The 1,999-nt window shown below is 49.9% G+C and carries 1 protein-coding gene; it reads right to left on the bottom strand.

The window, feature by feature from the left end:
• On the bottom strand, positions 1–1,999 hold a 1,999-nt coding region (locus AC1DWB_RS34185), incomplete at both ends, for an FtsK/SpoIIIE family DNA translocase (RefSeq protein WP_477545527.1).

The raw sequence follows: 1,999 nt of genomic DNA, 5'->3' as shown, positions 1-1,999 counted from the left end.
GTACGGGAATCCACTTGAGACGAGACGCCGAACGCGATACGCGATGGAATGTTCGCTTTAATAACACCTGTGATGACGTCAACAGATGGACGTTGTGTGGCGATGATCAGATGAATTCCTGCCGCACGAGCCATCTGAGCCAACCGGCAAATTGCATCTTCCACATCGTTCGAAGCAACCATCATCAAATCCGCCAACTCATCGACGATCACGACGATGTAGGGCAGCGGGGCGCCTTCCTTTTTCTCCACTAACATAGCGTTATAGCCTTCAATATTACGGGTACCGCTCTTGGAGAACAGCTCATACCGTTTTTCCATCTCAACGACGACTTTCTTCAATGCTAGTGATGCTCGTCGAGGATCAGTTACGACCGGAGCAAGTAAATGAGGAATTCCGTTGTATACATTCAACTCCACCATCTTCGGGTCAATCATCAAAAACTTGACTTCATCCGGCTTCGCTTTGTACAAGATACTCGTAATAATCCCGTTGATACACACCGACTTCCCAGAGCCTGTCGCACCAGCTACTAGTAAGTGAGGCATCCGGGCCAGATTGCCTACGATAGCTTGTCCAGCAATGTCACGACCGAAGGCAATACTCAGCTTGGCGCTGGACTCCTGGAACACGGAGCTTTCCATCACTTCGCGCATCGTAACGACGGAAACTTCCGTGTTCGGCACTTCGATCCCAATGGCTGACTTCCCCGGAATCGGTGCTTCCATCCGTATATCTTTGGCTGCTAATGCCAGCGCAATATCGTCGGTCAAGCTGACAACCCGGCTTACTTTCACCCCGACATCGGGTTGAAGCTCGTATCGAGTGACGGCTGGTCCTCTGACGACCTCCAACACTTTCGTCCGAACACCGAAGCTTTCCAGCGTCGATTCCAGCTTCCTTGCTATTACCTTGTAATCGGTCTGTTCTCCGCCCTTACCGGCTCCAGCAGGTCTCTGAAGCAGTTGTAGCGATGGTAGCTCATAGGGTTTCTGCTGCACGACCTCACTGCCTTCTTGATCAAAGGCTAGCTCCGTATCGTCCAGAGGAGGTTCTGTCGAAGCTGCATTGTTCTTCTTGACCGGTTCGACTTTTCCCGTTGTCGGCGTGACCCACGATGCATGTATAGGTCCTCCGTTTTCCTGCTCAACCTGCTCCTGAAAATCACGGATTAACGGGACTTCGGGCCCTTCATTTTCTTGTATTCCCGTTAATGGGCCTGCTAATATGGAACCACTTACGACGTCTTCCTGTTCATCGTCCTGATCTTCGATCGGGTGAGATGGTATAGCTTGAGACTGAACTGCTGCTTCCTTCTCAGCTCCCGATTGACGCTTCCCGCCGAACAGCTGGAAGAACACCGGCTTCCTCTTTTCCCTGGTGAATACAGGGATGTGATCCTCATCCATATCATCGTCATCAGGTATGTACGCTGGTATCGTTCTCGCGGTTGCCTTGGCCTTCACAATCGGCTTTGGACGACCTTTGAGCAGCATCAACATTTCAGATATACTTTGCTTGAAATGAACCCCGGTGCCTCGGAATAGACCTCGAAGCTTGCCTCCCATATCGACATAAGAAATACCGGTGATCAGAATAAATCCAAGCGCGAACATCGTATATTCAATGAGCTTGGCCCCCAGATTGTCGAAGAGCATATATAAGCAGGCGTATAGGAAAGCACCGATCATTCCACCGCCAACACTCTGGGACAATATATCCGTCCCTTGCACGGTTGGGCTAAGTCCATCCATCAATGTAGCCCACGTCTGACTAATGATCCAGCTCGCCGATAGAAACTGCTCGTTCGGATCTAATTGCTGGAACATCGTAATATGGTTCATAATGAGAAAACCCGTGAGTACTAGCAGCCATCCTGACTTTCGTGCACTCCAACGGTTCGGCCAAGCTCTTCTGATCATCGCGTAAAGTCCGATATAAATAAAAATAACGGGGATCACCCAATCGAATACACCAATGAAAAACCGGAATAAATAGG

The sequence above is a fragment of the Paenibacillus sp. P4_E11 genome (assembly GCF_056401635.1).
The sequence above is the reverse complement of the archived record's forward strand: the minus strand, read 5'-3'. Positions and strand labels throughout refer to the sequence as shown.